Source organism: Picosynechococcus sp. PCC 11901 (assembly GCF_005577135.1).
Taxonomy (GTDB): domain Bacteria; phylum Cyanobacteriota; class Cyanobacteriia; order Cyanobacteriales; family MRBY01; genus MRBY01.
Map to the genome: position 1 here is coordinate 1,505,272 of NZ_CP040360.1, position 24,363 is coordinate 1,529,634.

A 24,363-nucleotide genomic window follows, 5' to 3' on the forward strand; every position below is an offset into this window, starting at 1 on the left:
GGAATGTTTCTCAGCCTAAATGATACATGGCACAGGGTCTAGCCTTGACGCTTCTCCGTCTGGAAATGCTGATAGGGGTCACGCAAAAGGCGATCGCCATCGTTTAGCCGGAGCCAAAGGGGGCGATCGCCAATCTGTTTAGAAATGAAAAATAAAATTAGTCCAAAAAATTAGGCGTGGGTTTTAGAACAGGCCCAAAGTCAAAGACTCATCAATAGGGAAACAAGCACCCGCACCGAGCCAGAGAGTGACCGCAGTCCCAAAGAGGAAAACAGCCATCGCCACCGGACGACGGAAGGGGTTTTGGAATTTGTTGACGCTTTCAATGAAAGGCACCATCATCAAACCCAACGGAATCGCCCCTTGACAAGCAATACCCAGCAGTTTGTTGGGTAGTACCCGGAGGATTTGGAAGACGGGGTAGAGGTACCACTCCGGCAAAATTTCCAGGGGTGTTGCGAAAGGATTACCCGGTTCACCGATCATCGCTGGATCGAGAATCGCCAAGCCGGTAATTAAACCGATGGTTCCCGCAATACAGATGGGGAAGGTAAAGAGAATGTCATTGGGCCAAGCCGGCTCACCATAGTAATTGTGTCCCATGTTTTGAGCCAGTTTTGCCCGGAGTTTTGGATCGCTAAGATCCGGCTTTTTCATGATAGACATGAGTAAAAGTTCTCCTCAACAAGAACGTTGTTTTGAGCAAACGGAAAACCTGATCCTTACAAAGGACCAGAAATACCTTGCTTACGGATCATGAGGAAGTGGGCCAACATGAAAACCGCAATCAACCAAGGTAAAACAAAAGTATGAAGACTGTAGAAACGGGTTAAGGTTGCTTGGCCAACGCTTGCGCCACCCCGGAGCAACTCAACCATTTGGTCGCCCACGACAGGAATCGCCGCAGGTACACCAGACACAATCTTGACTGCCCAGTAACCAACTTGGTCCCAAGGCAAGGAGTAACCAGTTACACCGAAGGAAACGGTGATCGTCGCCATGATGACCCCAGTAATCCAAGTCAGCTCACGGGGACGCTTAAAGCCACCGGTGAGGTACACCCGGAAAATGTGGAGAATCATCATTAAGACCATCATGCTGGCAGACCAACGGTGGATCGAACGGATCAACCACCCGAAGTTCACTTCATTCATGATGTATTGAACGGAAGTAAATGCCTCTGCTACGGTGGGTTTGTAGTAGAAGGTCATTGCGAATCCAGTGGCGAACTGGATAATGAAACAGGTAAGGGTAATACCACCCAGACAATAGAAGATATTGACGTGGGGGGGAACGTATTTACTAGAAATGTCGTCAGAGATCGCTTGGATTTCTAGTCGTTCGTTAAACCACTTATATAATTTGGAGTCGGTAACTTCTTTTGTAAACATGAAGCCTGATTAGAAACGAAAAATCTCTTTACAAAAATGTAACACAGCTTGCTCTGTCAAGTGGTGAAGTAACAGGATTATCGGGCTTTTTGGCGGATATGACGCTAATGGCGTCAGGGCAAATTTTTGTTGATGGCGATCGCCTCAGGATAACCTCAAAAACCGTCAAAGGGCTGTTAATTTCGCTATAGTGTTAAAAATAATCAAGTATTTTTCATAAAACTCGACGGATGCTGAGAAAACGTTTACAGGCTGGTCTTTGCAGTCTTTTGCTGGTGTTGGTATTGGTCTTTGGGCCTATGGAGCGGGCGATCGCCTTTACCGACGAACAAGATTTACTGCTCCAGGCCTGGCGTTACGTCAGTCAAGCCTACGTCGATGAAACCTTTAACCACCAAAATTGGTGGCTCATCCGGCAAAAATTCCTGAAGCGGCCCCTCAAAACCCGCGACGAAGCCTATGAAGCTGTGGGTGAAATGTTGGCCCTCCTCGATGATCCCTACACGCGTCTATTGCGCCCAGAGCAGTACCGCAGCCTAAAAGTCAGTACCTCTGGCGAACTGTCGGGGGTCGGTTTACAGATCAATGTCAATCCAGAAGTCGATGTTTTAGAAGTGATTTTGCCCTTGCCTGGCTCCCCAGCAGAAGCGGCGGGCATTGAAGCCAAGGATCAAATCTTAGCCATTGATGGCATTGACACCCGCAATATTGGCCTTGAGGAGGCGGCGGCAAGAATGCGTGGCAAAAAAGGCAGCACCGTTTCCCTCACCGTAAAATCTCCGAAAACAGACACGGTACGCACCGTCAAAGTGACCCGCGACACCATTGCCTTAAATCCTGTCTATGACAAATTAGACGAAAAAAATGGCGAAAAAGTGGGTTACATTCGCCTCAATCAATTCAGTGCCAACGCCAAAACAGAAATTATCAAATCCCTGAATCAGTTGCAAAAACAGGGGGCTGACCGCTATGTCCTCGATCTGCGCAATAATCCCGGTGGTTTACTCCAGGCGGGCATCGAAATTGCGCGCCTCTGGCTTGATCAAGAAACCATTGTGTACACGGTCAACCGCCAAGGGATTTTTGAAAGTTACAGTGCTGTTGGCCAACCCCTCACCGATGCGCCCCTGGTTGTCCTCGTGAATCAATCGACCGCTAGCGCCAGTGAAATTTTAGCCGGGGCACTCCAGGACAATGGCCGGGCGGTGCTCGTGGGCGAAAAAACCTTTGGGAAAGGGCTGATTCAATCTTTGTTTGAATTGCCGGATGGGGCGGGTATGGCCGTCACCGTCGCGAAATACGAGACGCCTCTCCACCACGACATTAACAAGTTGGGGATTATGCCCGATGAGGTGGTGCCCCAAGAGCCGATCGGCTATGCAATGATGGGGAGTGAGACGGATCTGCAATATCAAGCCGCCCTCGATCTATTGACCCAAGACCAGGCGATCGCCCAAATTTCCCAAGCTTCCTAAACCGTTGAATCGACCACCGAAGGCTCTGCCATTTTCTGTGGTGATGTTTGTAGACCCGCTAATTGTTTTGCCTCCGTCGGCACAAATAACATCAAAGCTGCTGCAATCACAAGAAAACTCCCCCCCAAGACCACGGCAGTCAGTCGATTATCCTGGAGCCAATGTTCCATGATCCAGCCAAAGCCCAGGGAAACAGCGATTTCTGGTAACACAATAAAAAAGTTAAAAATGCCCTGGTAAATGCCCCGTCTCTGGGTCGGTAAAGCGTAGGTCAAAATGGCATAGGGGATCGCTTGGGCACTGGCCCAGGCCAAGCCAAAACCAACCATCGAAGGCAAAAGCAGCCAGGGTTGCTGAATTTTTAAGAGGGCAATCAGACTAAAGCCACCACACAAAAGACAAATGATGTGGATCACTTTGCGACCAACGCGACGGGTTAACCAGGGTAACAGGAACGAGAAAGGAATACAGACGGCATTAAACACCGCAAAACAAAGCCCTGCCCATTCAATGCCTTGGTTATAGAGGGTTGACTGAATATCCACAGCCCCAAAAATATTCCGGGCCACCGCTGGCGGGAAGTAAATAAAAAAACAAAAAATTCCTAACCAGGTAAAAATTTGCACCCAAGCAAGTCGATACATCGTCGGTGGCATTTGTCCCAACACTTGCCAGGTTTCACTGAAACTCTGGCGGATACCACCCCGTTTTTCCTTGAGTTGGTCGAAGCGGTCTAAATCCGGAGGGGGAGATTCTGAGGTGGTCAGCACCGTCCACAGTACAGTGGTGAGAAAAAGCCCGGCACCAATATAAAAAGACCAGGTGACAGATTGGGGAATTTGCTGATCTGGGCCAGTGGTGGAATTGACAGCAAATAAGTGACTCAGGAGCCAAGGCAACATCGAAGCGGCGATCGCCCCTAGGCCAACCATCACGCTCTGCATGGCAAACCCTTTTGTCCGTTGCTGCTGGGGCAGTAAATCGCCAACGAAAGCCCGAAACGGCACCATACTCGTATTGGCACTGGTATCTAAGATCCACAGGAGTCCCGCCGCCATCCAAAGGCTGCCACATTGGGGCATAAGGACTAACGCCATGGACGCTAAGATGGCCCCCACGAGAATGTAAGGGCGACGGCGTCCCAGGGGAGTCCAAGTGTAATCACTTAAATTGCCAATGACCGGTTGTACCAAAAGACCCGTTAGGGGGGCCGCCAACCAAAGAATCGGAATACTGTGGGCACTAGCGCCGAGATGTTCAAAAATAGAGCTCATATTGGCCATCTGCAGGCCCCAACCAAACTGAATCCCCAGGAAGCCAATGCTCATGTTCCACAGTTGCCAGGCATTAAACTCTTGTTTTTGTTGCGGGGAATTGTCCGTTGAGGGGGTTGCGATGGTTGGATTTTGGGAAGATTTTTCTTCCCCAGTAAAAGCCATATAAAATTCTCCAGTTGCCGAGCGATCGCCCTATGGATGAAGTTGAGGACTAGAGGACTATCGCCCATTGGTTGTCATAATTTCATTCTAGCGGCCCAACTTGGTCGCCCCAGGGAAATCGCTTTAATGCTTAGGAGTGAAATGCTTGATCAATATGGGGCTGGGCGAAAACGCTGATCGTTGTCGGGAGCATCTCCACCATCGGCGCGGGTTTCATTTCGCCGCGAAAATCTAGAATTTGGACGAGCAGTAAATAGGCGATCGCCAACAAAAGAGAAATCGCTCCGGTAATAATAGCGGTCAGTTTTCCGCGTTGCATGAATTTGGCCTCGCTTCGTTAATGCATTATGATTGTAGATTGGATTACTTATTATAAAAATTGCTAGGAGATCTTTCGTATGTCCCGTAAGTGCCAGATTACCGGCAAGAAAGCCAATAATGCGATGGCGGTGTCCCACTCCCACCGTCGGACGAAAAAGCTACAAGAAGTTAATTTGCAGTGGAAAAGAGTCTGGTGGCCCGAAGGCAATCGCTTTGTCCGCCTACGTCTTTCCACCAAAGCCATCAAAACCCTTGAAAAGAAAGGCATCGATGCCATGGCTAGAGAAGCTGGTATCAACCTTAACAAACTCTAAGGTCAAAAACGCCAGTTCTTTATTACTTTCACCAGACTTCCATGGGTTGCTATGGAGGTCTTCTTTATTTATTTCTAAATTTTAAAAAATTCAGTTCTTTTTCGCACCTCACCACTTCGCCACTGTACTAGCCAACAATTCAGTCAAAACAAAAAAGAGGGGCGATCGCCCCCCATTACGCCAAATATTTAATTAAACCTATCTAGACCTTTGCATGAACTTTCAGGGGTTCTGAGGTCGTACTTTGGTTCCACTTAGAAGTACAGAGGATTCGGGAGCGATCGCAGCGATCCACATATTTCTTCGCGATTTCTGTGACCTCTAACATCAATCCCTTATCGAGCTTGGTCGGTTCTAGGCCCATATCGAGGAAACACTGATTATCCACATACAGTTCGTTTTCTGCTGCTTCATTCCGGGGATTTTCTAAATATTGAATTTCTGCCCCAGCGATATTCGCCACCATCTGCGCCAGATCCCGGACGCGGTGGGTTTCCGTCATCTGGTTGAGAATTTTGACTCGTTCCCCTTTCGCTGGAGGATTACTGATCGCCAGTTCAACACAACGCACCGTATCTTGAATATGAATAAAAGCACGGGTTTGGCCGCCAGTACCATGGACAGTCAACGGATGGCCTACAGCTGCCTGCATCAAAAAGCGATTCAGCACGGTGCCATAGTCGCCGTCATAGTCAAAGCGATTGATGAGCCGCTCGTCCATTGCTGTTTCTGCGGTGTTCGTACCCCAAACAATCCCTTGGTGCAAGTCAGTGACGCGGACTTGGTCGTTTTTGTTGTAGTAGGCAAAAAATAGTTGATCCTGGGTTTTGGTCATGTGATAGATGCTGCCAGGATTTGCCGGGTGCAGAATTTGCTTCTCGATCACTTTGCCTTCTTCGGTGACCACCTGAACATCGAGGTAGCCTTCGGGGATCTTCATCCCGGCGGTACCGTAACCATAAACCCCCATGGTGCCGAGGTGTACCACGTGGATATCAAGGCCGGATTCCACAATGGCACAAAGTACGTTATTGGTTCCGTTTAGATTGTTATCGACGGTATAACGCTTGTGCTTGGGAGACTTCATGGAATAAGGAGCGGCCCGCTGTTCGGCGAAGTGAACGACCACATCCGGTTGATAGTCAACGAATAGCTTGAGAAGCTGGTCATATTCGTGGGCAATATCGAAGTTGAAGAACTGAATTGTTTTGCCAGTGAGTTCTTTCCATGCTCTGAGCCTGACCGACATTGGGCTAATCGGCGTCAGTGATGTTACTTCCAGTTCGTTATCAATGTTTCTTCTGGAAAGGTTATCAACAATAACAACATCATGACCTGTTTTCGACAGATGCAATGCTGTGGGCCAGCCGCAAAACCCATCTCCACCCAGAACAATAATTTTCATGGATTCAACTCCTTAGGTTTTTTATTTTGGTGCTTTAAAAAGTAATGTGCATGGTGTGTACTCCCGGAAAATTTTTTGGGGTTCATGGTACGCCATACATATATTCCCGAGTTTGTAGAAAAGGATGACTTCAAAGGGGATGTCGGGTATTTGGATCAAAACAAAATGCTCGAAATTAAAGCAAATCGTTGAAATCATCCCACATTATAGACGGTTGGGTCGTTCCCTGAGATCATCTTGCACGGGGTTAATGGACTTTTAATCCAGGCTAGCGTAGGGATAAATCGCTGTTAATCTGGGCTTAAAACCTAGGGACTAACAGATCATGGGCAAGGCGATCGCCACCTAATGCCCTTGGCCTAGGGCAAATGGGGAAACTCAGACTCCCCGGCGACAACAATGCGATTGCGCCCCTGTTGTTTGGCTAAATAGAGAGCTTGGTCAGCTTTTTTCACAAACGTTAGGGGTTTTTCCTGGCCCTGGGGAATACCACTAACAACACCAAGGCTGACGGTAACAATTGCCTCATTTATCTCCGTTGCATTGTGGGCAATCTGAAGCTCTAAAACAGTTCGTCGAATCCGCTTGGCGACAATAGTTGCGCCTTCCTGAGTCGTATTCGGTAAGACAACCACAAACTCCTCTCCCCCATAGCGAGCCACCAAATCTGCCGGTCGTTTGAGGAGGTGTTTCACTGCTTGGGCAATTTGAATCAGACATTCATCTCCCTGTTGGTGACCATAGAAATCGTTGTAGCGCTTGAAGTAGTCCACATCAAAGAGAATTAAAGCGAGGGGTTTTTGCTCGCGGTAGAGACGATGCCACTCCGCCGTGAGCCGTTGATTGAAACAACGTCGGTTGGCAATTTGAGTTAAACCGTCTAAATGGACTAATTTTTGTAATTCTTGGTTGGTCTGCCGGAGGAGTGCTTCACTGCGACGTAATTCTTTTGTTCTTTCTAAAATGAGCTTTGTGGAATTATCCAGAGCTTTCTTTAGGGAAGTTTGGGCGCGGCTCCGTTCTTCCACGACCGCTGAGAGGAGCAGAGAACTGAGGGCAAATACCCCCATAAATGACTGTAAAAACAATAAAGATTGATTTTGGGACTCTAAAACAAAGACACCCAAACCATGGGCAGTTGTATAAATAGCCAAGATAGAAACAATGCTGACCAATAGGCTTGACACAAAAGCACCGTAGCGAAACACTGTCCAATTTAAAATCAGCAGCAATAGGTAAGCAACGGGATAACTTTGAATAAAAATACTCCAGCTCACACTGATGAAAACAGCTAAAATCAGCAACATCTCGATGACATGGTAGGGGATTTTTCGGCTAAAAAAGTCCTTCCCTAGGAGAATTACCGGGGTGAAAATCAAGTGAGCCAAAGTGCTCGCCAGCCACCAAGTAAACCAATTTAAGCCATACTGTCCCCATTCCATACGTTCTGCAAACACAATACTGGTGACACCAATAAATGCAGAGGCCATTGGCGAAAGGGTTGCAGCCGTGATGTAGGTTAAAACGCCCCGAACTTGATTAAAAAAATGTCGGCTCTGGGAATATTTTTTCAGGATAAAACGGGCTAACAGAGGTTGTACTAAATTGCCAGCAATGCAACCAAAGTTGACCCAAAAGAAAGCCTGAATACTAATATTTGGATCCCGTTCGATCAAATCAAAAGAAATAACCCAAAGGGAACCTAGGGCAATGCTCGGTAAGATTTTATTGCCAAAAAGAAGAATTAAACCCAATGTTAATCCCGAAGGAAGCCATACTGAAGCGACGGTTCCCGGCAGGGTGGTGAAAACTAGACTGATTTCCGCGGTCCAGGCATAGGCGATCGCCAAGCAGATATTGAGGCCGAACCATCGCAGCCATCGACTGTGCAGCAGTCGGAGAGAATCCATAGTACCAGTAATTGGGGAGAAGCGTTAACAAGAATTAAACAGCAAAAAGAGACTGGTTTCTACCAGCTCAAAATTGGTCTTGTAATAGGTTATCGGGGCTTAAAAAGATAGTCTGCTAAATAGAAATATAGTTATCATAGGTGAGAAATTGGGTTTCAAAAAATATAATTTTTATGAGTTTTTAAGGTGGAGAAAGACGGCGACGGCGTGGCACTAAATGTCGCGGAATTTCCCAATATTGACTAGCTTGCCCAAGGGGATACCATAAAGCATCAGTTTGGGTAATATGAATTGTTTTTTGGGGGAGCAAATCCGGCTGAATGTCTAAGGTGTGAATAATTTCTTGGGCAATTTTTTGGGCCAAGAGCGGCAGCACGGCATTACCAATTTCCCGGAAGCCATGCCAAACCTTGCGATGAAACTGAAACCAATCGGGGAAGGTATGTAGGCGGGCGGCTTCGCGAATCGAAATGCAGCGGGGCAGTTGGTAATGAATCGGCCTGGGAGCCGTAAAGGAGCCCTTTTCAGTGGGAGTGCCGGCCCGCAGAGTATTACTGAGGCCCTGGGCATCCAGCTTAAAGAGGCGACTAATGGCTTCTTTTTTGCCAGGGGGAGTGGCTCGGAAACGGGCTTGGATTTCGGGTTGATGCTGAGAACCAAGGTGGCCCCAAAGAAAATTAGGTTCTAGGTGGCGGGAATGGCAATGGCGAAACTGCTCATGGAGCGATCGCCCAAAGGTTCCCAAAGGTTCGGGGGGGACAATGCCCCGGTCAACGTCCGTAAAAACAGGGATAGTTTCTAAATCGGCGATCGCCTCGTGGACAGTAACATAGGGTGCTAGGCCGGGGCCATGGCTCGGCGTTGGATAGGCCACTGGGGGAACATCCCGACGATATCCCAAGAGAATTAAGCGTTTACGTCGTTGGGGAGCGCCGTAGTCAGCACCATTGAGCACCTGGGGCGACAAAACATGGTAACCAGCCTCCCCTAAAGATTGGCAAAGCTGTTTTAGCATCCCTTGGTGGCGTTGCCCAGTCAGGCCCTGGACATTTTCAAAAATGAAATATTTAGGTTGAATATCCCGCAACAGACGGACATATTCAAAGATCAATTGATTGCGCGGGTCACCCAATTGTCGTTTGCCCATCACCGAAAATCCCTGGCAGGGAGGGCCACCCGTGAGTAAATCGATGTCTGCCGTTGGATAGCCGCGCCGTTCGATGGCTTGGCGCATTTCTGGCCATTGCAGGTGACGAATATCCCGGCAAAAGGTGACGCCATAGGGAAAATTGACTTCGTGAACGAGGGCATGGACGGGATCAATCTCTACCGCTGCGACCACATCAAAGCCCGCCGCTTCTAGCCCCAGGGACATTCCGCCGCATCCGGCAAACAAATCAATGGCTAGGGGCCTTTGGTTCACAGTGCGCTCCCAGTAAGTGCTTGCAATTCTCTTTAATGCTAAAGGGTTTTGGCCCTATAGAGCTTGGCAAAGGTGACGAAAATGATCGCCCCGGTGCTCGAAACTGCGGTATTGATCGAAGCTGGCACAGGCGGGAGAGAGGAGCACTGTTTTCGGTTGATAGGTCGGAATTAAGGCAACACTGCGGGCGATCGCCTTTTCTAGGGTTTCAACGATTTCGTACTGGATGTAATCGCTCTCTTGGAGTAACTGGGCAAACTGGGGGGCTGCCTCACCAATTAAAAGCACCGTCGCTGCCTTTTCTTTAATTTTTTCGATCCAGGCCTCGGCATTGCCAGCTTTGGGTTCGCCCCCAGCAATGAGAATCACTGGGCCAGGGGCCGCATTTAAGCCCACCTCAGCAGCATCATAGTTCGTTGCTTTACTGTCGTTGATAAAATCAACCCCCTGGTGCTGGCAAATGAACTCGAGACGATGGGGCACCCCAGGAAAAGTAGCAATAGCCTCGGCGATCGCCCCTTTGTCAATATTCGCTAATCGGGCAGCGGCGATCGCCAAGAGTAAATTCTGGAGATTATGGTCGCCGACCATTTTGAGTAGAGAAACCGGAATTACCAATTCCCCAAAGGCTTTCACCCAAGCATCCTGGATAAATACCCCCCGTTTAGGGTCGCACGGTAAATGTTCTGCTCCCTTGATGCTTGTCCAGTAGGCGTCGGGCCATTGCTCTGCCTGCGATCGCAAAAACGGATCATCCCCATTTAAGACTTGGCGACGACTGCGCTCAATGAGGGACGCTTTAATGCTGTGATAATTGTCGAGGGTGTAGTGGCGGGCGAGGTGGTCTGGTGTGAAGGTCGTCCACACGCCAATTTGAGGACAGAGGGTCGGCGCAGATTCGATCTGATAGCTACTAATTTCGGCCACAATCCACTCTGGGGTAGCTTCTCCCAACGCAAGCTCACAGGCGGCATGGCCAATATTCCCGCAGGCAGGGCCACCACGACCCGCTACCTGAAAAATTGCTTCGACCAGGGCCGTAGTGGTGGTTTTACCATTTGTGCCCGTAATGCCGACCCAGGGTTTTTGGTCTAAATTGCGCCAGGCTAGTTCCATCTCGCCGATGGTGTCAATGCCTTGATCCCGCGCCTCTTTCAGAAAAGAAATATCCCAGGGCACCCCCGGACTGACGACGATTAAATCCGGGCGATCGCCTTCTTTCAAACTGGGGGTATGGCCGAGTTTGACCGTAATCCCTTGGGCCGACAGCTCCTGTTGCACTGCGACGAGGGATTCATCCGTTTGGCGATCGCCTAAGACCACCTCCCAACCTTGTCGCTTTAAAAGCCGTGCTGCCGCAATTCCTGAACGACCAATGCCAATGACGAGCGCCTGAGCCATACCATCTCTGTCGAAATAATGTGATCGCTGATTGTACCGAATTATGGCCGCTTTCCCCTAACCAAATCGATAGCCAAAGCCCCGCACTGTGATTAAATATTCTGGCTGACTCGGATCTAACTCTAACTTTTCCCGTAACCAGCGGATATGCACATCTACCGTTTTTGTATCCCCTAGAAAATCAGCACCCCAAACCTGTTCAATTAACTGATCCCGTGACCAGACCCGGCGCGGATAGCTCATAAACAATTCCAATAAACGATATTCCTTGGGCGATAAACTCACTTCCTCGCCCCGCACCGTCACCCGACACTCCTCCGGGAACAAAGAAATATCCTTAAACTGACGTACCGAATTTTTAGGCGTGCTCCGGATAAACTGCTGACGCCGCAACAGCGCACGGCACCGGGCCACCAACTCCCGCAGACTAAACGGTTTGGTTAAATAATCATCTGCGCCCACCTCTAGGCCCAATACCCGGTCTGTTTCACTCGCCTTGGCACTTAGAACTAAAATCGGAATTGTGTTTCCCTGATATCTCAAAAAACGACATAGATCTAAGCCATTCACTTCCGGCAGCATAATATCTAGGATCACCAAATCCAGAGGCATATCCGGGGCATTGAATTCTGGATTTTGCAGCATATTCAAGCCTGTGCGGCCATTATCCGCAAAAAAGACCTCATAGCCTTCTTCCTCTAAACCCATCACAATCATGTCACGAATGACTGCCTCGTCCTCCACTACTAGGATCCGTGCTTTCGTCGATAGCTCAGCATCTAGGGTATGTGACATCAAATCAAGGGAGAGCATAAAAATAAATTATTTACAGGGTTACGCCAACATATACATCAAAAGGCAGAGATTTGGCTAGTACATTGTGATTTCCTATACATTCACACTGCCAAGTTTAGCCAGGGTCAGGATTTAGTCCATGAGTTGTAAATCACCAGCTAGGGTTTGCGCCTGTTGTCGCACAAACTCCACCTCCTCCGCTAGCCAAGTCCGGACTTCATGGTGATGAGCCGCTAACAGTCCCCACAAACGTTGATCGACGATGATTGGCGCAACCAGATCGGCCCGCACCCGAATTGATCGTAAAAAGTCCAGGTGACAAGGGTCAAAATCACTTGCCTCAATATCTGTAATTTGTAGGATTCTGCCTTGGAGATACCGTTGGGCATAATCACCATTAAAACAATCATCGGCCCCCGTCGAGCCTAAAATCGAAAATTCACTCTGGCTCAGGGATTCAATGATCACCTGCCCTTTCCATTCCCGGTAGAAATAATAAATGACAACCCGACTCACCCGGAGTTGCCAGCGTGTTTGATCAGTGGCCTGTTGTAGCAATTGATTACGAGTCAGGGTGCGATTTAATCGCTCGTTCACTCGATTAAGACTTCGATCAAACATATTCGACTGCTAGTTTTATTACCTTCGATTTTATAAAGATCTCCTTCACTTTGGGAATTAATGATGAATTTCCTCGGAGGGCGCTCCAGTTTTAACCTGCTTTGGCAAGGGATCTGTCTTGAACAAAAAAGCCCTGACAAACCGTAGTGGCTCCCAGGGCAGAGATTAACAACTTGCTGAAATTGCACGATAGTGTGACTAGCAGAAGCTCACAGCAATGTTTTTAGTAAACTTCCACATGCCAACGGTGTTCTTTTTTCATGGAGCGGCGCATTTCTTCCCAATTGAGACCACGCTTCTCTGCTTCGGCGGTAAAGGTTTCGTCAATGGGGGGTTGCATGCCCTTGAGACCACACATATAAACATGGGTATTGGGTTTTTGAATCATCTCAAAGAGTTCATCAGCATATTCGCTAACGCGGCTTTGAACGTAAACCTTGCCACCATCGGCGGTCTTTTGTTCGCGGCTAATGGCGTAGGTTAGGCGGAAGTTGTCAGGATTTTCCGCGGCCATTTTTTCGAAGTCGTCTTTATAAAGGATATTGGCAGTGTAGGGGACACCGAAGATGAGCCATGCCTTGCCTTTAAATTTGTAGTCTTCGTGCTGCTCTTTGAACATCCGCCAGAGGAAAGCCCGGAAAGGTGCAATCCCAGTGCCGGTAGCGAGCATGACGACAGTTGCATCTTCGTCATCGGGCAGCAGCATTTCTTTGCCAACAGGGCCAGTGATCTTGACGTCATCTGTGCCGACAGGAAGATTACAGAGATAGGTGGAGCACACACCATAAACTGTTTCGCCAGATTCGGGATCTTGGTATTCGAGTTGACGAACACAGAGGGAGACGGTCTTGTTGTCTTCCATATCGCCATGACGGGTAGAGGCGATGGAATAGAGTCTGAGCTTGTGGGGTTTCCCGTTTTTGTCTTCACCGGGAGGAATAATCCCAATACTTTGACCTTCTAGGTAGCGCAGATCGCCTTCGGAAATATCGAAGGTTACGTGACGCACGGTGCCGCTGCCGCCTTCGTCAACAAGCTCGTAGTTTTCGATACATTTGCCGAGGAAGGGAGTCTTCGGGCGATAAATATTAACTGGAACTGAGGTGTCAGTGGTTTTGGGGTGAACGATTTTTGTTGAAGAAGCCATAGGAGATTGTGCAGATGCTTGGGCGGAGGACTGGCCTTCACTCACAATCTGGGCTGCATCTTCTGCGGGACGGATACTAACGATTTTGCCTCCCAGTTTGGTAATGCGTTGCATTTCCTGGTTCATTCTGGCATAGGGCACAGTAATAAATGTGGTGCCACTTTTACGAACGAGGGAGTTTTCGTTACGACCGTCGCCACCCAGACCAACAACTTCGTAGATAAACAGACGATTGGCGTAGGATTGATTTCCAGTAGAGTTTGCTGTGCTAGTGATACCGTACATTATGTGCAGTTTCCCAATTATTTTGATTTATCAGTTTTTTTGATCTTAAAGGGGGTGGATCGTCGGTACAAACCGCTTTTTCCCGCTTTAGAGTCAAGATTATAAGGGCTTTACTCCATTTAGACTATCATTGTGCTGCCCATGCTTTACTGAATGGGGCGGGAAGTGCGACTGATTTTGATGTATCAGAATTGGGATGGCAAGGTCACTGGAAACACGATCTTAGCCGAGCTCGGTTCCTTGGAGTTAGTTAGTGCAAGATTGTGAGTCAAGGAAGTTTAGAAAAGCATTTTAGGGATGTTTCTCTAGGGGTTTTGTGATGGCTGTTGCATTCTTCTTGGGGCTTTGTAAGGGGATCTTCATAGAGGTAATCTTTTTAGATTTTCTTTAGATTTTTTTGAAATGGATTAGAACAGGGCGATCGCCTTTGCTGGGGAATTGTGATAGCAAAATATAATCAAACGGCGGTAATCCGTTGAAGATTTAGGGGGATATGTCACAATGAGGGGCGAAACTCTTTGACCATTGGTGTCTATTTAGAACAGCCCAAACAGAGCAACTCGCCCCAAGCAATTCCGAAAAATGCCCTTGGTCAACTGTGCGCTGTCACCCAAAATTTGTTGGGAAATTTGACATCAATGGATGTGTAACTTAGAAAGCAAGAATCCTAGGCATTCGTAATGGAACCGCTTTATCAATATGCATGGTTGATTCCGGTGCTGCCTCTGTTGGGGGCAATGGTTATCGGGATCGGCTTAATCTCCTTAAACAAATTCACGAACAAGCTACGGCAACTCAATGCGGTATTTGTTCTGTCGCTCATCGGTACTTCGATGGCCCTCTCTTTTGGGCTACTCTGGAGTCAAATTCAGGGTCATGAAGCCTTTACCTACACCCTAGAATGGGCGGCGGCAGGCGATTTTCATCTGCAGATGGGCTATACCGTGGATCACCTGAGTGCCTTGATGTCGGTGATCGTAACCACGGTGGCCTTGCTGGTGATGATCTATACCGATGGTTACATGGCCCACGATCCGGGTTATGTCCGTTTTTATTCTTATTTGAGCATTTTTAGCTCGTCGATGTTGGGCTTGGTGTTTAGCCCAAACCTTGTGCAGGTTTACATTTTCTGGGAATTGGTGGGGATGTGTTCCTACCTCCTGATTGGCTTCTGGTATGACCGCAAGGCGGCGGCCGATGCTTGCCAAAAGGCTTTTGTCACAAACCGTGTCGGCGATTTTGGTCTCTTGCTAGGGATGCTCGGTCTCTATTGGGCCACGGGCAGTTTTGAGTTTGATCTGATGGGCGATCGCCTGGTGGATCTCGTCTCGACGGGGCAAATCAGCTCCCTCCTGGCCATTGTCTTTGCTGTACTCGTTTTCCTTGGCCCTGTGGCTAAATCCGCCCAATTTCCGCTCCATGTGTGGCTCCCCGATGCCATGGAAGGGCCAACCCCCATTTCCGCTTTGATCCACGCGGCGACCATGGTTGCTGCTGGAGTGTTCCTCGTGGCGCGGATGTATCCCGTATTTGAGCCGATCCCAGAGGCGATGAATGTCATTGCCTGGACGGGGGCAACCACCGCTTTTCTAGGGGCGACCATTGCCTTAACCCAAAACGACATCAAAAAAGGTCTTGCCTATTCCACCATGTCCCAGTTGGGCTATATGGTGATGGCCATGGGGATCGGTGGCTACACCGCTGGGTTGTTTCACCTGATGACCCATGCCTACTTCAAAGCGATGCTCTTCTTGGGTTCTGGTTCTGTCATCCATGGTATGGAAGAGGTCGTCGGCCATAATGCTGTGCTGGCCCAGGATATGCGGCTGATGGGCGGCCTGCGAAAATATATGCCCATCACTGCCACAACGTTTCTCATTGGCACCCTCGCTATCTGTGGGATCCCGCCTTTTGCTGGTTTCTGGTCGAAGGACGAAATTTTAGGCTTGGCGTTTGAGGCCAATCCTGTGCTCTGGTTCATTGGTTGGGCCACCGCTGGCATGACCGCTTTTTATATGTTCCGGATGTACTTCCTGACCTTTGAAGGGGAGTTTCGCGGCACGGATCAGCAACTGCAAGAAAAGCTCCTGACGGCGGCAGGTCAAGCCCCCGAAGAAGGCCACCATGGCTCTAAGCCCCACGAGTCTCCTTTGACGATGACTTTCCCGTTGATGGCTTTGGCGGTTCCGTCGGTATTGATTGGTTTGCTGGGGGTTCCCTGGGGCAATCGGTTTGAAGCTTTTGTCTTTTCTCCCAACGAAGCAGCAGAGGCCGCTGAGCATGGTTTTGAATTGACAGAATTTTTGATCATGGGTGGTAATTCTGTGGGGATCGCCCTCATTGGGATTACCATCGCCTCGCTGATGTATCTCCAGCAGAAAATTGATCCGGCTCGTTTGGCCGAAAAATTCCCGGTGTTGTATCAGTTGTCTTTAAACAAATGGTACTTCGACGATATCTACAACAATGTTTTTGTGATGGGCACCCGGCGCTTAGCCCGACAAATCCTTGAGGTGGACTATCGCGTCGTCGATGGGGCCGTAAACCTCACGGGGATCGCCACCCTTCTGAGTGGTGAGGGCTTGAAATACATTGAAAATGGCCGCGTCCAGTTCTATGCGCTCATTGTGTTTGGGGCGGTGCTAGGCTTCGTCATTTTCTTTAGTGTGGCCTAGCCGTCACTGTATTCCGAAAGTTGAGAAGATAAAATTCCCCCTTGCCTGAGTGGTGAGGGGTTTTGTTTTTCCTGATAAGATTTGCAGTGGCGTTGTTACAGGGGTTAGCAGAAAAATTATGGCTGGATTTAAACAAGGAACCCAGGTGAAGCTGACACAGTTGCCCCCCTATCTCAAGACCGCAGACCCGATGCCGATGTTGCGTCCGGCAGATTTGTTGACGGTAGGGGCGGTTGGCACCCTAGGCGATCGCCGCCCTGGTGGTTATTGGGCGGTTAAGTTCGAGCGGGGCTCTTTTTTGCTTGAAGAAACCTATCTGGCAGTCGCCACTGGGACGGCCTAAACCTAGGAATTGGGCAGATCGACAGCTGGACTCAGGGGGACAAAATCGCCGTGAATAGTGAGGCCGAGGCACATGGTTTCGCCGGTTTGGATGCGTTTCCCCGTGAGGGCGCAGGTTTCATCCTTTTGGGCGATCGCCTCAAGGGTCGCCCGAATATCTGCTTCGCTAAACTGGGGTCGATAATCCCCTGAGTTGTGATTGACATAGTTCCAGAGAATATCGCGGATTAGGGCCTGGTATCCTTGGTTTCCAGCGAGTTCCTTGAGTTTATCTTTCAGTTTGCGCTCTAGGCGAATACTGGTGACTTCCATTTCTGTCGTGCTAGTTGCCCGAGTCATAATCTTCACTAATCCCCTTACATTTAAGACTTTACTAAATATCTGTCCTCGGAATGAGGCAAAATATCAAAAGTTGTAGTGTCAGTGTAGTGAAAATGTTTTAGAAAAAAAAGCGCGATTTGGCTGAATTGTTACTCATTGACAATATCTAAGGCGATCGCCTCCGCGACCTTGACCCCATCAATGGCTGCCGAAAGAATGCCCCCTGCATAGCCTGCTCCCTCCCCCGCAGGATAAAGGCCCTGGGTGTTGATGCTTTGGTAATCTTTGCCTCGTTTAATGCGAATTGGCGAAGAGGTGCGCGTTTCCACCCCCGTTAACATCGCCTCAGCCATGGCAAACCCCTTAATTTGTTTGTCAAAGGCAGGAAGGGCTTCCCGAATTGCTTCAATGGCGTAGTCCGGCAGCGCGGTGCTGAGATCCGTTAGCTTAACTCCCGGTGCGTAGGAAGGCTTAACTTTGCCCAACAACTCAGAAGAACGACCTGCGAGAAAATCTCCCACCAGTTGACCCGGCGCACTGTAATCGCCGCCACCCAGTTCAAAGGCTCTGGCTTCCAATTCTCGTTGGAGATCAATGCCTGCGAGGGGATGTCCTGGAAAATCTTCTTCTGGAGTAATGCCAACAACAATCCCTGCATTGGCATTGCGTTCGTTGCGGGAATATTGGCTCATGCCGTTGGTGACGACTTTGCCTGCCTCGGAGGTGGCTCCAATCACCAATCCCCCCGGACACATACAAAAACTATAGACCGAGCGCCCATTTTGACAGTGGTGGACGAGCTTATAATCGGCGGCACCGAGAATCTTATTGCCAGCAAATTCCCCGTAGCGACATTCATCGATCAGGGGTTGGGGATGTTCAATGCGAAAGCCAATGGAAAAGGGCTTGGGCTCAATGTAAACGCCCTGGTCATGGAGCATCTGGAATGTATCCCGCGCACTGTGGCCCATAGCCAGCACCACGTGGGAACTGGGAATAAATTCGCCATTTTCGAGGGTGACGCCCTTGACCTGATGGTTTTCTAGTTCGAGGGTTTTGACCTTGCTTTGGAAACGAATTTCGCCGCCGAGGGATTCGATGGTTTTGCGGATGCTTTGGACAATACCGACGAGCTTAAAGGTGCCAATGTGGGGTTTGGCGATGTAGAGGATTTCGGGATTGGCCCCGGCGGCGACAAATTCTTCGAGGACTTTGCGTTTGTAATGGTGGCGATCGCGCACTTGACTGTAGAGCTTCCCATCGGAGAATGTCCCTGCGCCCCCTTCTCCAAATTGGGCATTAGATTCGGGGTTAAATTCTCCCTTCTTTTTCCAGAAATTAAAGGTGTCTTTGGTGCGCTCATTGACGGTTTTTCCCCGTTCTAACACAATCGGCCGAAAGCCCATTTTGGCTAGCATTAATCCCGCAAACATCCCACAAGGCCCCATGCCAATGACGATGGGCCGCGTCGCACAATTTGCCGGTGCTTGGGCCACCATTTTGTAACTCATGTCTGGGGTGGGGAGCACGTGGGGATCTTTTTTGAAGCGTTTTAGCAAAGCTTGATCCTTCGTGGTGTGCACATCAAAGATGTAGACGAGGTAAATATTGCTCTTTTTACGGGCATCGTAGCTGCGTTTGAAAATCTGATATTCCAGCAAGTCATCCGGCTGAATTTTCAACTTCTGGCAAATGGCCTGGGCGATCGCCTCCGGGCTGTGGTCGAGGGGCAGTTTGATTTCCGTAAGACGAAGCATGGCAGTTACTGACAAAAATAGCGATGATAATCCCTGGGGCCGGGGATTCTTATTAAAAACGAAAAAAATCTTCCCCACAATGGCGAGGAAGACCCGGACTCAATAAATAAAGAATTAGTCAGCGGCCTTAGATCAACCCCAACCAGCTCAGGACGCCTTCTTTGGTGAATAATTCGATGGCGATCGCAATGATGATCCCGATCATCGCCGCCCGGCCATTGAGCTTCTCGGAATAGAGATTGAAGCCAAACTTCGGATCTTCAAGATTGGGCTTAACGGTGGGTTCTGGAGCTGCCATGGTAAAAACCTCGTCTTATCGAAATTAATGTAATAATTCTTAATATGTAGTGTAGCGCACAAAAGCCACGGTCGTACATTTCGCTATTTCATAGCTCAATCGTTTTATTTATCTATCGCCATAGACTTTTATACTTAGTTGTTGCCAAGTTTATTCGCCTTAGAAATAGATGGCGATCGCCATTGAGGTTATCCAAAATGCTAGGGCATCTTTACTCTAATTGTTACACGACCAAACTGCGATCGCCTGCTGATTAGAGGAGCGAAGGGCGAACGGTCACACAACACCTTGGGACTTAATTCGACAATATTTTTCCAAGTTGATCATTGCGATCGCCCCTATTTTGTATAGCGGGATACATCAGGCTGACCATAATTAAAGGCTAATAAAGCTTAAGTTGAGTGCAGTGATTACATCTAAGCAAGAACACAATATCAATTTGCTCTTTAAGCCCTAGGGTATAGGGGGCTTTACTTGGCAGCATAAATGATCAATTTTTGGAAACAAGAAAGCAATGACGAAAATTTTGATTATTGAGGATGAAGCAGAAACCCGTAATGTTTTCCTTAAGTGCCTAGAATTTGAAGGCTTTAAAACCTGTGCTGCAAGTAATGCTTTAGATGGTATCGAACTGGCATTAAACGAACAACCAAATTTGATCGTGTGTGACATTCTCATGCCCGACATGGATGGTTACTTCGTGTTGTCAAAAATACGCCGCTCACCTAAAACAACCGCAATTCCTTTTATCTTTCTCACCGCCAAAGTTACAATGGCCGAGCTTCGCTATGGTATGCAGCTCGGAGCGGACGATTACCTGACCAAGCCTTGCACGGTTGAACAATTTCTAGGCGCGATTAATGTCCGACTAAAGCGACAACAAGACACGATTGAAAATCACCATCTAGATTCGACAAAAAATAAAACAGTTGTTTCTTCTGGTGCCGAAATCGACTTTCCATTAACAGATATCGATCGTGATTTTTCTTTTCCCTACTCCAGCAATTTAAATCGAGCGTTTGATTTTATTGAAGATCATTACCATCAACCCATTAAAATCAAGGCGATCGCCGAGGAAGTTGGCTATTCTACGTCTTACCTGAGTAACTTAGTCCAAAAAGAAACTGGCTACACAGTCAAACAGTGGATTATCGCAAGGCGTATGCTGCAGGCTCGCAAACTATTGAAAAATACAAACAAGCCAATCCATAAAATTGCAGAATTATGTGGCTACCATGATGCTGGCTACTTTACCAACCAATTCCGGCGATTCCATGGAAAAACACCATTAAATTGGCGTTCTGAGCAAATATAGCCTGTCTTCTTGTGGGTTGCCAGGACAGTTTTTCACAAAAACCAACTGAGAATAACATCTTCGGAAAAGACTTTTCTGTAATTGATTTAACAAAAAAAGCAGGATATCAAGGGAGTTAAAAAAACAGCCTAAAAAAATGACATTTTTTCAAAAAAAAATCTAATGTTTATTGCGAAAGTGGCTGCTACTATAGACCGCAACTCTTAATAAATAAAAGTACTTTTCTGAGTTTTAGGGCTCTTTCAAAATTCTGCGGTTTTGAAAGTTTAAGTTGTTATTTTTGGGTAGATATAAATTATGACTCTGATTTCAGCACAGCAGGCTTTACAGGGACTAGGGGGTTCCGACTCTTTCGGTGGCAGGCGCTCGAGCTTACAGTCTTTGTGTCATGTTTGTGGAAAATACCATGGCGCGAGTGATCACTGGCAGTTTATGCAGACGATGCCCCAAGATCCTGTAGAAATGGTTGATGACCTCGTAAAAATGGGGATTTATAAAGAGAATCAGTTGCGGGCTGCAGAAGGAGTAAATGCCTACGAACTGAGAAAAACTTTATTTTTGAAGCGCATTGGTCGCAGTGATCCAAAGCGAGAGAAGCTGATCTTGGCCCTCTGTAAGCAGGCTGGCGGGATGGAAAATGCTTTTGCGGCAGCCTTTGGGCCCCAAGCTGGTCTATTTTTTGCAGACTCAATTCGTAGTAGTCAACAGACCCGTCGAGAATTTCTGCGGAATATGGCCGTCGGTGCTGCTCTTGTGAGTTTAGCGAGTTGTGGGCAGGATACAACGCCCCCTGCGGCAGACGCTCCGGCAGATGCGCCAGTGGGTAATTTGGAGAAAACTGATTTACAGATTGGTTTTATTCCCATCACTTGTGCGACGCCCATTATTATGTCTGAGCCTTTGGGCTTTTATGAAAAGTATGGTTTTAATGCCAAGGTCGTCAAAATGCCGAGCTGGGGGGCCGTCAGAGATTCGGCGATCGCCGGCGAATTGGATGCCTATCACATGCTGGCTCCGATGCCCATTGCGATGACTTTAGGTCTTGGTTCCGAGGCATTTGGCGTGAAGCTTGCGAGTATCGAAAATATCAATGGTCAAGCGATCACAGTTGCCGAAAAATATAAGGGGCAGGTAAATGGACCTGCCGACTTTAGGGGCTTTACCATTGGGGTTCCCTTCCCTTACTCAATGCACAATCTCCTGTTGCGTTACTACCTGGCGACGGGCGGCATTGATCCTGATGTGGATGTTCAAATTCGTCCTGTTCCCCCGCCAGATAGTATTGCTCAGTTGGTAGCGGGTGATATCGACGCATACTTGATGCCTGATCCGTTTAACCAGCGGGCAGTGTACGAAGGTGCAGGCTTTATCCACATGTTGACTAAAGAAATTTGGCCAGGTCATCCTTGTTGCGCTTTTGCCGCGAGTGATCAGTGGATTGACGCCAACCCCAATACCTTCCGTGCCCTTAACAAGTCCATTATCGAAGCGGCTGCTTACGCTCAAGTCCCTGAAAATCGTCCAGAAATTGCCAGAGCGATTTCCGAGCGGGCCTTCCTTAACCAGCCTGTGGAAGTTGTCGAAGCAGTTCTCACTGGCAAATTTGACGATGGTAATGGCAATAGCCTTGATATTCCTGACCGAATCGGCTTTGATCCCTATCCTTGGCAGAGTTTTGCAAACTGGATTTCTTCCCAGCTTGTGCGTTGGGATCTCCAAGGTGACGGATTGGCTCCCACAATTATTCCTGAGACTGGCTATGACACCGTTGGTACGGATGTCTTCCTCACTGATTTAGCAAGAGAACTGGCAACTGAGCTTGGTCAGACACCGCCCACTGAGATCTATCGCGAGGAGACCCTCAAATTTGACACCTTCGATCCGGCTGATCCTGCGGCTTATGTGCAACAGCAAATCGATGAATATGGCGTGTAATTTTTAGGAGGTTTTTTATTATGGCAGTCACAAGTAAACGACTACCAACATCAGCTTACGCTAGGCCGAAAGAGTCCCTTTGGCAAAATGAGAATTTTCTCGCATTTGCACTATTTGTTGCTTCCCTTATTGTCTTTTTAGGAGGATGGGAAATCAGTGCTCGCATAGGAATCCTTGCGAATATGCCTACTGCTTCTTTGACTCTCAAGGAGTTGTGGTGGTGGACGACTAATCCTTTTTTCGACAATGGGCCTAACGACCTCGGCATTGGCTGGAATTTGTTAATCAGTTTGCGACGGGTGGCGATCGGCTATCTTGCGGCTTCTTGTGTCGCTGTTCCCCTCGGAATCTTGATTGGTATTTCACCAATCGCCAGAAAAGGTTTTAACCCATTCATTCAGTTGTTAAAACCTGTATCTCCTCTAGCGTGGTTACCTCTTGGTTTATATGTCTTGCGCGATTCTGAGCAAACTGGCGTTTTTATTATTTTCATTTCCAGTATTTGGCCAACTTTGATCAACACGTCTTTCGGTGTGGCAAATGTTAGTAAAGAATATTTGGATGTGGCAAAAACCCTGGGGGCTTCAAGTTTTCGCACTATTTTCAAAGTGATTATTCCTGCTGCTCTACCCAACATCTTGTCGGGTTTAAGGATCAGTATGGGGATTGCTTGGCTGGTCATTGTGGCGGCAGAAATGTTGCTGGGTACTGGGTTAGGCTACTTCATCTGGAATGAGTGGAATAACCTTTATATTCCGAACATTTTGGTGGCGATTCTGATCATCGGTTTAGTTGGTCTCATTCTGGATAGTTGCTTTGCGGCTGTCGAAAAATTTGTTGCATTTGGTCGAAAATAATGAGTGTTACTCCTGTGAATTACGCAACTCCCCTAACGCCGGAAGATACTTTTTCGGATACGGCTCAACTTTCAATTCGTAATTTAACCAAAGTCTTCCACGGTAAACAAAGTTTATTGGGTAAGGTTACTGGTAAAAAATCGAGAGATTATGTGGCGATCGAGGATATTAGCCTCGATATTGAGCCGAACACTTTTGTGTCGATTATTGGGCCTTCGGGCTGTGGTAAGTCCACGTTACTGGATATGATCGCGGGTTTGTCGCCTGTCACTTCTGGTGAGATTCGTCTCAATGGCGTACCGATTACTGGGCCAGGGCCTGATCGCGGCATGGTGTTTCAAAGTTATGCGCTGATGCCTTGGATGACAGTGGAGGAAAATCTCTACTTTGCGGTGGAAACGGTTTATCCGGATATGCCGAAAAAGCAAATTAAGCGCACGATTAAAGAGCATATTCAGCTTGTGGGTCTAACGGGTGCGGAGAAAAAGCATCCCCATCAGATTTCTGGTGGCATGAAACAGCGGGTCGGTATTGCCCGTGCTCTGGCGATTAATCCCCAAATTTTATTGATGGATGAGCCGTTCGGAGCATTGGATGCGCTAACGCGTGGGTTCTTGCAGGATGAGATTGAACGCATCTGGGAGCGGGAACGGAAAACGGTAATCATGATTACCCACAGTATTGATGAGGCTTTATTGCTTTCTGATCGCATCATTATGATGACCCGTGGCCCGGCTGCTGGTGTGGACGAAATCTTGGATGTGCCTTTCCCTCGTCCTCGTAATCGTGAGGAGCTGGATCAGTATCCGGAATATCATGATCTGAAGGTTGAGATGGAGAGTCATCTTTCTCGCGAAACCCGTGCGGTTGAGGCGGCAAGAATCAGCCGTTAATCGACTAACGAAGATTTTTTACGTTGTAATTTTTTTGATTTTT

Annotated in this window: 24 protein-coding genes; 10 read left to right on the top strand and 14 right to left on the bottom strand. The window is 48.1% G+C overall.

The annotated features are described in order from the left end of the window. The first annotated feature begins 19 nt into the window (after nucleotides 1-19). Nucleotides 20-142: a hypothetical protein gene (locus FEK30_RS17100; protein ID WP_255448006.1), complete on the top strand. Its 123-nt coding sequence runs from the start codon at nucleotides 20-22 to the stop codon at nucleotides 140-142. 41 nt (nucleotides 143-183) lie between these two features. Here FEK30_RS17100 and petD read toward each other — a convergent pair whose 3' ends face one another. Continuing rightward, nucleotides 184-666, bottom strand: a complete 483-nt coding sequence (gene petD / locus FEK30_RS08295) for a cytochrome b6-f complex subunit IV (protein ID WP_012306469.1) — start codon at nucleotides 664-666, stop codon at nucleotides 184-186. Nucleotides 667-722: 56 nt separating this feature from the next. Continuing rightward, nucleotides 723-1,391, bottom strand: a complete 669-nt coding sequence (gene petB, locus FEK30_RS08300; protein WP_012306470.1) for a cytochrome b6 — start codon at nucleotides 1,389-1,391, stop codon at nucleotides 723-725. Between the two features lie 230 nt (nucleotides 1,392-1,621). Between petB and ctpA the strand changes: the two genes are divergently transcribed. Beyond that, nucleotides 1,622-2,866, top strand: a complete 1,245-nt coding sequence (gene ctpA / locus FEK30_RS08305) for a carboxyl-terminal processing protease CtpA (protein WP_181445684.1) — start codon at nucleotides 1,622-1,624, stop codon at nucleotides 2,864-2,866. On the opposite strand, the gene FEK30_RS08310 is transcribed toward ctpA, so the two are convergent. Further along, nucleotides 2,863-4,305: an MFS transporter gene (locus tag FEK30_RS08310; RefSeq protein WP_138072851.1), complete on the bottom strand. Its 1,443-nt coding sequence runs from the start codon at nucleotides 4,303-4,305 to the stop codon at nucleotides 2,863-2,865. The genes ctpA and FEK30_RS08310 overlap by 4 nt on opposite strands. A gap of 130 nt (nucleotides 4,306-4,435) precedes the next feature. Next, complete coding sequence (locus FEK30_RS08315) at nucleotides 4,436-4,624, bottom strand: hypothetical protein (protein WP_062432939.1); 189 nt, start codon at nucleotides 4,622-4,624, stop codon at nucleotides 4,436-4,438. 79 nt (nucleotides 4,625-4,703) lie between these two features. Here FEK30_RS08315 and rpmB point away from each other — a divergent pair, with 79 nt between their 5' ends. After that, on the top strand, nucleotides 4,704-4,940 hold the full coding sequence (gene rpmB / locus FEK30_RS08320; RefSeq protein WP_012306474.1) for a 50S ribosomal protein L28: 237 nt from the start codon (nucleotides 4,704-4,706) through the stop codon (nucleotides 4,938-4,940). 202 nt (nucleotides 4,941-5,142) lie between these two features. On the opposite strand, the gene FEK30_RS08325 is transcribed toward rpmB, so the two are convergent. The 7 genes from FEK30_RS08325 to cpcD/petH form a co-directional block, all read right to left on the bottom strand. Beyond that, on the bottom strand, nucleotides 5,143-6,345 hold the full coding sequence (locus FEK30_RS08325; protein ID WP_065710302.1) for an NAD-dependent epimerase/dehydratase family protein: 1,203 nt from the start codon (nucleotides 6,343-6,345) through the stop codon (nucleotides 5,143-5,145). A gap of 359 nt (nucleotides 6,346-6,704) precedes the next feature. Beyond that, nucleotides 6,705-8,255 (bottom strand): sensor domain-containing diguanylate cyclase, encoded by a 1,551-nt coding sequence (locus tag FEK30_RS08330; RefSeq protein WP_138072853.1) that lies wholly within the window; start codon nucleotides 8,253-8,255, stop codon nucleotides 6,705-6,707. Nucleotides 8,256-8,436: 181 nt separating this feature from the next. Further along, a complete protein-coding gene (locus FEK30_RS08335; RefSeq protein WP_138072855.1) occupies nucleotides 8,437-9,678 on the bottom strand; it encodes a DNA cytosine methyltransferase in 1,242 nt (413 codons plus the stop codon). A gap of 54 nt (nucleotides 9,679-9,732) precedes the next feature. Next, on the bottom strand, nucleotides 9,733-11,079 hold the full coding sequence (murD, locus tag FEK30_RS08340) for a UDP-N-acetylmuramoyl-L-alanine--D-glutamate ligase (protein WP_138072857.1): 1,347 nt from the start codon (nucleotides 11,077-11,079) through the stop codon (nucleotides 9,733-9,735). A 57-nt stretch (nucleotides 11,080-11,136) separates the two neighbouring features. Then, nucleotides 11,137-11,892: a response regulator transcription factor gene (locus FEK30_RS08345; protein ID WP_012306479.1), complete on the bottom strand. Its 756-nt coding sequence runs from the start codon at nucleotides 11,890-11,892 to the stop codon at nucleotides 11,137-11,139. A gap of 114 nt (nucleotides 11,893-12,006) precedes the next feature. Continuing rightward, nucleotides 12,007-12,471, bottom strand: coding sequence for a GAF domain-containing protein (locus FEK30_RS08350; RefSeq protein WP_232321479.1), 465 nt, complete (start codon nucleotides 12,469-12,471; stop codon nucleotides 12,007-12,009). 247 nt (nucleotides 12,472-12,718) lie between these two features. Then, on the bottom strand, nucleotides 12,719-13,927 hold the full coding sequence (gene cpcD/petH, locus FEK30_RS08355) for a bifunctional rod-capping linker CpcD/ferredoxin--NADP reductase PetH (protein ID WP_012306481.1): 1,209 nt from the start codon (nucleotides 13,925-13,927) through the stop codon (nucleotides 12,719-12,721). 518 nt (nucleotides 13,928-14,445) lie between these two features. Here cpcD/petH and FEK30_RS17105 point away from each other — a divergent pair. The 3 genes from FEK30_RS17105 to sipA all read left to right on the top strand — a co-directional run bounded on the left by FEK30_RS17105 (nucleotide 14,446) and on the right by sipA (nucleotide 16,945). Beyond that, nucleotides 14,446-14,577: a hypothetical protein gene (locus tag FEK30_RS17105; RefSeq protein WP_254903390.1), complete on the top strand. Its 132-nt coding sequence runs from the start codon at nucleotides 14,446-14,448 to the stop codon at nucleotides 14,575-14,577. A gap of 30 nt (nucleotides 14,578-14,607) precedes the next feature. Further along, the gene (locus FEK30_RS08360) at nucleotides 14,608-16,602 is read left to right on the top strand and encodes an NAD(P)H-quinone oxidoreductase subunit 5 (protein ID WP_138072859.1); all 1,995 of its coding nucleotides are present in this window, start codon (nucleotides 14,608-14,610) and stop codon (nucleotides 16,600-16,602) included. Between the two features lie 118 nt (nucleotides 16,603-16,720). Continuing rightward, complete coding sequence (sipA, locus tag FEK30_RS08365) at nucleotides 16,721-16,945, top strand: regulatory protein SipA (RefSeq protein WP_138072861.1); 225 nt, start codon at nucleotides 16,721-16,723, stop codon at nucleotides 16,943-16,945. Nucleotides 16,946-16,947: 2 nt separating this feature from the next. Here sipA and FEK30_RS08370 read toward each other — a convergent pair whose 3' ends face one another. From FEK30_RS08370 to FEK30_RS16755, 3 genes are all read right to left on the bottom strand, one after another. Continuing rightward, the gene (locus tag FEK30_RS08370; RefSeq protein ID WP_030007557.1) at nucleotides 16,948-17,283 is read right to left on the bottom strand and encodes a ribbon-helix-helix domain-containing protein; all 336 of its coding nucleotides are present in this window, start codon (nucleotides 17,281-17,283) and stop codon (nucleotides 16,948-16,950) included. Nucleotides 17,284-17,414: 131 nt separating this feature from the next. Next, the gene (locus FEK30_RS08375) at nucleotides 17,415-19,022 is read right to left on the bottom strand and encodes an NAD(P)/FAD-dependent oxidoreductase (protein WP_138072865.1); all 1,608 of its coding nucleotides are present in this window, start codon (nucleotides 19,020-19,022) and stop codon (nucleotides 17,415-17,417) included. Nucleotides 19,023-19,149: 127 nt separating this feature from the next. After that, entirely contained in the window at nucleotides 19,150-19,320 is a 171-nt protein-coding gene (locus FEK30_RS16755) for a hypothetical protein (RefSeq protein ID WP_012306486.1), read from the bottom strand. A 514-nt stretch (nucleotides 19,321-19,834) separates the two neighbouring features. Between FEK30_RS16755 and FEK30_RS08380 the strand changes: the two genes are divergently transcribed. The 4 genes from FEK30_RS08380 (at nucleotide 19,835) to FEK30_RS08395 (ending at nucleotide 24,320) form a co-directional block, all read left to right on the top strand. After that, the gene (locus tag FEK30_RS08380; protein WP_012306487.1) at nucleotides 19,835-20,635 is read left to right on the top strand and encodes a response regulator transcription factor; all 801 of its coding nucleotides are present in this window, start codon (nucleotides 19,835-19,837) and stop codon (nucleotides 20,633-20,635) included. A 441-nt stretch (nucleotides 20,636-21,076) separates the two neighbouring features. Next, nucleotides 21,077-22,570: an ABC transporter substrate-binding protein gene (locus tag FEK30_RS08385; RefSeq protein ID WP_315862705.1), complete on the top strand. Its 1,494-nt coding sequence runs from the start codon at nucleotides 21,077-21,079 to the stop codon at nucleotides 22,568-22,570. Between the two features lie 20 nt (nucleotides 22,571-22,590). Then, the gene (gene ntrB / locus FEK30_RS08390; protein WP_012306489.1) at nucleotides 22,591-23,427 is read left to right on the top strand and encodes a nitrate ABC transporter permease; all 837 of its coding nucleotides are present in this window, start codon (nucleotides 22,591-22,593) and stop codon (nucleotides 23,425-23,427) included. Further along, on the top strand, nucleotides 23,427-24,320 hold the full coding sequence (locus FEK30_RS08395; RefSeq protein WP_012306490.1) for an ABC transporter ATP-binding protein: 894 nt from the start codon (nucleotides 23,427-23,429) through the stop codon (nucleotides 24,318-24,320). Before ntrB ends, FEK30_RS08395 begins: the two co-directional genes overlap by 1 nt. Nucleotides 24,321-24,363: the final 43 nt, after the last annotated feature.